Here is a 6249-nt window from a genome sequence, read left to right as displayed (position 1 = left end):
CATAAAAAACTGCACCTTACTTTGTTGAGTGTCCAACATTTGGGGTGCAGTTCAAAGCCCTGACTGGCTTTTTTTAATGCTAAATTTAACGCCCGAAGGGCCGGATGCCCCCCATCATCTCCGGCTGGCTGGAGAGATAAAGCAGTACGCCAGCAAACAACAAGATCATCCCACCAGTGAGTGCCAGGGTCGCCCAGGCTATTGCCCCCCATGCCGCAGGAGCCCGTTTTCGGCTTAAATGCACCGCCAATCGCCGCGCATAATGGACCAACAGGGCTAACAATGAGATGGTCAGGGAGGTGCCGATGGCCATGGCGATGGCCGACAAAATACCCCACCAGTAAACCCCAATCACTTTAGCAAACAGCAGCACCATAATCGCACCGGAACAAGGCCGCATCCCCATCGCCAGCACAATCGCCAGGCGAGTGCGCCAGTCGTCACTGGCTTGCAACTCTTGAGCACTGGGCAGATGGCGATGCCCACAGCCGCAGTCATCACTGTGGAGATGATCAGCGGCTAAAGGTTGTATCCGCTGAATGGTGATTTTCCGTGGCTTTAGCGCTTTTACCTGCTGACAGAGCCGCTTTATGGCGCGAACACAGAGTAGAACGCCTAACCCGATAACCAGCAGGAAGCTCCCCTTCTCCAGCCAGAAACTGCTTTGGTGCAGATAGCGGGATGAGAGTTGCAATACCCCCAGCAGTAACGTCACCAGCAAAATGGCCACACCACCTTGCAGTATTGAGGCGGCAAAAGTCAGTTTCAGGCTACCTTTGAGCTGTGCCGGATGGGTCGCCAGATAAGTGACAATCACCACTTTACCGTGCCCTGGCCCTACCGCATGTAGCACGCCATAGATCAGGCTAAACATCATCAGCGCCATGCCAGTCTGATGGGGATTCGCTTTCACCTGTTGGAGTAACTGCGCCATCTGCTGATGCATGTTCTTTTGCCAAACGACTGTTTTGAAAAGCAGTTCTGGCCAATAGAACCAGGCCACTTGTGCCGCGCCAGCCAACAGCAGTAAAAACAACAACAGTGGCCACAGGTTGATCACCCAATGCCGCTGCCGCGTAGCGGCTGTAATACCTACTGACATTGCACAGTTATCCGTTGTGCGAATTGTTTTCCAAGTTCCATATCTTCTCCTGGGGAATCATTTTTATCCAACGACAAGGCATAAGCTTGTAATGAGGAGTTGGGATCCGGGGTGAATAGGGTCAATTGGCAGCTTTTCTCCATCTCAGCCGATAACCTGACCGCTTTATTATCGGCGTAAGTCATATCCACAAAATATGTAGGGTCGTAAGTCGAGATGATAAAAGGCTTACCGGCCAAGGGCTGTGGCTCTGCCAGTGGCATAACAAATTCTAAAACCGCCTGATGACCCTTGCGGGACAAGTGATACTCTGTCGGTAAGTTTTTATATTTCACCGGCTTACCATCACGATACATATCCGTGAAGTAGTGTTGCCCCAACACATTTGCCATCACTTCAGCCGCCAATTTTTTCCAGATCTCAGAGTCGCTTTTGGCATTTTCTGCGTCATACAGCAGGTCGGCAGAGGTGATCTCATCCATGGTCCACACCATTTTCATGCCCATCAGCATCTGTTTTTCACTGACAAAAGTGGCATCCATATCAATAAAACTGTGGGGGTGCGCCTCGCTCCACGGGCTATAAATTAGCCCCCCTCCAGCTAACAGCAAGAGCATCAGACGATTAATCACTTTCAACTTATTAACCACCAGAAAACTGTTATAACATAACATATCCTGCATTAATCAATCCTTGGATATTTTCCCAAAAAAAACCAAAGCAATTGGTCGAGCCCCTGTAACGCCAAGTTCGAAGGATTTTCTATTACCCAAAGCAATTGGTGTTACAGGTAGGCAGCAAGCAAACGCATCCCGATGAGCTTACATCAGTAAGTGATTCGGGTAAGAGCGCGCAGCTAACACCCCTGTAACGCCAAGTTCGAAGGATTTTCTATTACCCAAAGCAATTGGTGTTACAGGTAGGCAGCAAGCAAACGCATCCCGATGAGCTTACATCAGTAAGTGATTCGGGTAAGAGCGCGCAGCTAACCCCCCTGTAACGCCAAGTTCGAAGGGTATAATTGTGATGTGAGTTATAAGTCAGTATAAAAGCTCCTCGCCTCACTAAACCGAATAGAATCTCTTTTGCTATGCTTAAACCTGATTAATAACGACAGATCCATCATGGAAGGTTATATGCGCGTAAACACTTCCTCTGAGCTTCAGTTATCCGAGCAACCACTATCTGGCCAACAACGACGCTGCCATATGGTGTTGATGATGTTTATGCCCGCCCACAGGATAAACTTGGATACTATCAGCCAACTGAATGGTGTCGGACTATCCACTACACGGCAAGATATAGCTGAGGTTGCAAATGAAATCCAGCGTTTCTACCATTTGCAGCTCAATGCTAATAGCGATGATAGCTTTCTGATCCATGGCCGCCGCCTTGATAAAAGGCTTTGCCTGATTCATTGGTTGCGGCGTGGATTACGCTACTGCCCGCATTTCGTTGAGAATCAGTTTATCCCCAGCCTGTATGCAGCGTTGTCCTGGGATGACTCCATTTTATCGCAACATTTTCCACAGATTCTAAGCCAATGTGAGCCTCACCTTAACCGGCAGCTCAATGATAAAGATCGCCAATTCTTACAGCTCTATCTGGCCTATTGTGCCTGGGAAAGTCAGCAGCAAGCGCCGCCAGAACTCTCGCTCACCCAACAGCAGTGGTTAAAATGCAAACCCGCATTGGCCGCGGCTGACAGCTTATTTGATTCATTTAATCCACTGTTAGGCCATCCGCTACCGGGCACTCCGCTAGATAGAATTGAGCGGGATATACTGATCCTGATGTTGACGATGATTAAGGCGCACAGTTATCACAGCACTCAATCAGCGGAAGATACTCGCCTGATCAATGCCATTCACCAGTTAGTGATAGATTTTCAGCAAATTTCCGCCATGACCCTGAGCAGTAGTGAAACATTGATCACCCAGCTTTTTGCCCATCTCGCCCCCGCTATTGAGCGCTGCTATTTCAATATCGGCATTGATAACACATTACTGGAAGAGATCATCCGTAAATATCCCCTGCTGCTGCGCACTACCCAACAAGCGCTGGCCGCCTTCGAGCAGGAGTATCAGATTCAATTTTCTGCCGATGAAGTTGGTCTGATTGCCATTAGTTTTGGCGCCTGTCTGATGCAAGATAATGCCTTGCAGGAGAAACAGATTTTACTGCTGACGCGGAATAACCCAGAGCTGGAAGAACAGCTGGAGCAGCAAGTCCGCGAGTTGACCCTGCTGCCACTACATATTAAGTATTTGCCCCATGACATTTATCTGCAATCCGGTGCCCCCACGGGTACAGCGGTGGTGATAACACCTTATGAGGTGCGGCAATCTGAATCAACGCCGCCGCTGATTCAGGTGCTATTGCCGCTGAGTGCCAAACAAGACAAGCAGTTACGTCATGTCTTGGAGTTGCCTTAACCGGTTTGATCTTCCTGATTTGCTGTAACTCGAGGGCGAATAAACAGCGCCGGGATCACAATCAATGCCATCACCCAGAACACGCCACCCTGATAATGTTCAAACAGGAAACCGGATATCACCGTCATCACTGCAATCCCCCCTCCCATCGCTAGCGCAGAATAGACTGACTGTAAACGGATCACATCCGACCCGCGCCGTGCAGCAATAAATCGCATCGCCGCTAAGTGGCAGACGGTGAAGGAGCCACAGTGCAAGATTTGAATCAAAATGAGCCACGGCAACTCCGTGGTTGAGGCCATTAGGCTCCAGCGAATAATCCCGGTGATGGCAGAAAGCAGCAGCAGACCACGGGCTGTCCAGCGGCGAAATAGCACATTGCTGAACGCGAACACCAGAATCTCAGCCACCACCCCTAGTGACCATAAATAGCCAATGGTCGAGGCAGAATAACCCGCCTCTTTCCAGTATATGGAGCTGAAGCTGTAGTAACCGGCGTGGGCACCTTGCAATAAGGTGACACAGAGTAAAAAGCGCCACACTTGCGGATCAGAGAGCAACACCTTCCAACTGGTGGCGGTCACATTGCGATGCTTAACCTCGCCCTGTGGCATCACATTGGGTCTCAGCAGTGCGCCCAGCAGCATGGCTGAAACACCAAAAATCAGACTGTAGAGAATGGCGGGATGGCCCCAAACAGAGACTAATTTGCCGGTCAGCGCCGAGCCGATAACAAAAGCCAGCGATCCCCATAGCCTAACTTTACCGTAATCCATGGTGATCTGTTTTTGCCAGGTGCCCGCTAGTGCATCAGTTAGTGGCACCAAAGGGCCAAAAAACAGGTTAAAACCGGCGATAACCACCATCAACCACGCCCAACCATTCCCAAAACAAAAGCCCACCACAAAAACCAGTGTCAGCAGGGCCAAAATACGAATGGCGGTCACCAAATGGGAGGGATCTTTAACACTGGGGGCAATCAGTAGGCTACCGAGAAAACGGGCAATTAATCCAGCTCCCAGCAAGATACCGATGGTTTCAGGGGGGATCCCTTCCCCTTGTAACCAGATACCCCAAAAAGGCAGAAAGATGCCATAAGAGAAGAAATATGTGAAGTAGCTGAGTGACAGCCAACGTGTTGATTGCAATACCATGAATCCCTCCTAGGTCAACCGACACTGTGACAGAGGCCCCGTCCGCTAGCAACTTTGTCTTTGTGTAAACATGGAGTTTGAGATTAAGTTCACATTTGAGCAGCAAGATTTACAAAACAATCACAAGCAATGCGGTAGCCCCCGCATTGTGCAACAGCCGCGGTTGTCCACCCAACAAACGTAAAAAAACCCGCATTTCGCGGGTTTTTATTCGGCTAAAGCAGATCCAACGATATTATGCGTAAACCGGTAAACGGGCGCAGATATCCAGGACTTTTTGCTTCACACGCTCAATGGTCGCTTCATCGTTGATGTTGTCCAGCACATCACACATCCAGCCTGCCAGTTCGCGAGATTCCGCTTCTTTGAAGCCACGACGGGTAATCGCTGGGCTACCGATACGCACACCGGAAGTCACAAACGGACTTTTCGGATCATTAGGTACGCTGTTTTTGTTAACAGTAATATTGGCGCGGCCTAAAGCAGCATCAGCATCTTTACCGGTGATATTTTTATCCACCAGATCCAGCAAGAACAGGTGGTTTTCAGTACCGCCAGAAACCACTTTGTAGCCGCGTTCCAGGAACACCGACACCATTGCTTTGGCATTTTTAGCCACTTGCTGCTGGTAGATCTTGAACTCAGGTTCCATGGCCTCTTTCAGCGCGACCGCTTTACCGGCGATAACGTGCATCAATGGACCGCCCTGGTTGCCAGGGAAAACAGATGAGTTCAGTTTTTTGTACAGATCTTCATCACCGCCTTTCGCCAAAATCAAGCCGCCACGTGGGCCAGCCAGTGTTTTGTGCGTGGTGGTGGTCACGATATGTGCATGAGGAACCGGGTTCGGGTAGACACCCGCAGCAACCAGACCCGCTACGTGTGCCATATCCACAAACAGCCATGCATCAATGCTGTCGGCGATTTCACGCATTTTTGCCCAATCAACAATACCGGAATAAGCCGAGAAGCCGCCGATGATCATTTTTGGTTTATGTTTTTCTGCCTGATGCGCCAGATCGTCATAATCAATCTGACCAGACTCGTCGATACCGTAAGGCACGATATTGTACAGTTTACCGGAGAAGTTTACCGGTGATCCGTGGGTCAAGTGGCCGCCGTGCGCCAGATTCATCCCCAGTACAGTATCACCCGGTTGCAGCAATGCGGAGTAAACAGCAACGTTCGCCTGTGAACCGGAGTGCGGTTGAACGTTGGCGTAATCAGCACCAAACAGCTCTTTAGCACGGTCAATAGCCAGTTGCTCAACAACATCGACATACTCACAGCCACCGTAGTAACGCTTGCCTGGGTAGCCTTCAGCATATTTGTTCGTCAACTGAGAACCTTGCGCCTGCATAACTCGCGGGCTGGTGTAGTTCTCAGACGCAATCAGTTCGATGTGCTCTTCCTGGCGCACCACTTCTTGCTCCATTGCACGCCATAGATCTGCATCATAATCGGCAATGTTCATTTCACGCTTTAACATCCGGCTCTCCTGACTTAGCTAACAAATTATACCTGGAAGGTCACCCTTTTGGGTTCTGACACACAGTGT

5 protein-coding genes are annotated in these 6249 nt (G+C 49.8%); 1 reads left to right on the top strand and 4 read right to left on the bottom strand.

Going from position 1 to position 6249, the window contains the following annotated elements; translation table 11 throughout:
- Positions 1 to 85: 85 nt before the first annotated feature.
- Together AACW11_RS09525 and AACW11_RS09520 are read right to left on the bottom strand one after the other, a co-directional pair.
- On the bottom strand, positions 86 to 1102 hold the full coding sequence (locus AACW11_RS09525; protein ID WP_212586597.1) for a nickel/cobalt transporter: 1017 nt from the start codon (positions 1100 to 1102) through the stop codon (positions 86 to 88).
- Positions 1093 to 1785, bottom strand: a complete 693-nt coding sequence (locus AACW11_RS09520) for a DUF1007 family protein (protein WP_212586596.1) — start codon at positions 1783 to 1785, stop codon at positions 1093 to 1095. Before AACW11_RS09520 ends, AACW11_RS09525 begins: the two co-directional genes overlap by 10 nt.
- Positions 1786 to 2238: 453 nt before the next feature.
- On the opposite strand from AACW11_RS09520, the gene csiE reads away from it, so the two are divergent.
- Positions 2239 to 3537: a stationary phase inducible protein CsiE gene (csiE, locus tag AACW11_RS09515; protein ID WP_212586595.1), complete on the top strand. Its 1299-nt coding sequence runs from the start codon at positions 2239 to 2241 to the stop codon at positions 3535 to 3537.
- On the opposite strand, the gene AACW11_RS09510 is transcribed toward csiE, so the two are convergent.
- Together AACW11_RS09510 and glyA are read right to left on the bottom strand one after the other, a co-directional pair.
- A complete protein-coding gene (locus AACW11_RS09510; RefSeq protein WP_212586594.1) occupies positions 3534 to 4691 on the bottom strand; it encodes a 3-phenylpropionate MFS transporter in 1158 nt (385 codons plus the stop codon). The two genes, csiE and AACW11_RS09510, sit on opposite strands and share 4 nt — an antisense overlap.
- A 235-nt stretch (positions 4692 to 4926) precedes the next feature.
- Positions 4927 to 6180: a serine hydroxymethyltransferase gene (gene glyA, locus AACW11_RS09505; protein ID WP_212586593.1), complete on the bottom strand. Its 1254-nt coding sequence runs from the start codon at positions 6178 to 6180 to the stop codon at positions 4927 to 4929.
- Positions 6181 to 6249: the final 69 nt, after the last annotated feature.

It is taken from the genome of Yersinia sp. Marseille-Q3913, assembly GCF_963892745.1.
GTDB classification, from domain to species: Bacteria; Pseudomonadota; Gammaproteobacteria; order Enterobacterales; family Enterobacteriaceae; genus Yersinia; species Yersinia bercovieri.
The sequence above is the reverse complement of the archived record's forward strand: the minus strand, read 5'-3'. Positions and strand labels throughout refer to the sequence as shown.